This window comes from Ruoffia sp. FAM 26255 (assembly GCF_045528525.1).
Classification (GTDB): domain Bacteria; phylum Bacillota; class Bacilli; order Lactobacillales; family Aerococcaceae; genus Ruoffia; species Ruoffia tabacinasalis.
Genome location: NZ_JBGQQX010000143.1, coordinates 1 through 376, shown reverse-complemented (window position 1 = coordinate 376; position 376 = coordinate 1). Strand labels below are relative to the sequence as shown.

The 376-nt window shown below is 42.3% G+C and carries 1 pseudogene; it reads right to left on the bottom strand.

Annotation, left to right across the window (positions count from 1 at the left end):
• Positions 1-125: 125 nt before the first annotated feature.
• A pseudogene (locus ACEN31_RS11660) lies at positions 126-376 on the bottom strand (group II intron reverse transcriptase/maturase); the annotation flags it as partial.

Below are 376 nucleotides of genomic sequence, written 5' to 3'. Positions count from 1 at the left end.
TAATAGTTTACACATTGTTTGAGGGCACTATGCGTGCCTTTGCCCGGTCGAAAGCCGTGACTGTTTTCCATAAAGTGCGGGTCAATGATTGGTTCAATCACTTGTCGAATTGCTTGTTGAACAACTCAATCGCGCACACAAGGAATGCCTAGCTTTCGCTTCTCTCCATTCGGTTTTGGTATTTCTACCCGTTTAACCGGTTGGGGTTTATAAGTCCCATTAAGTAATTTATTCCGTAGAGGAATATAGTACTCATTGATGTGTTCTTCTATTTCAAAGACGGTCATCCCGTCAATACCTGCTGCACCTTTATTCCGTTTAACGGATTTAATGGCAGCTTCCATATTCTCTCTTGTTACAACTCGCTCCATCAAAG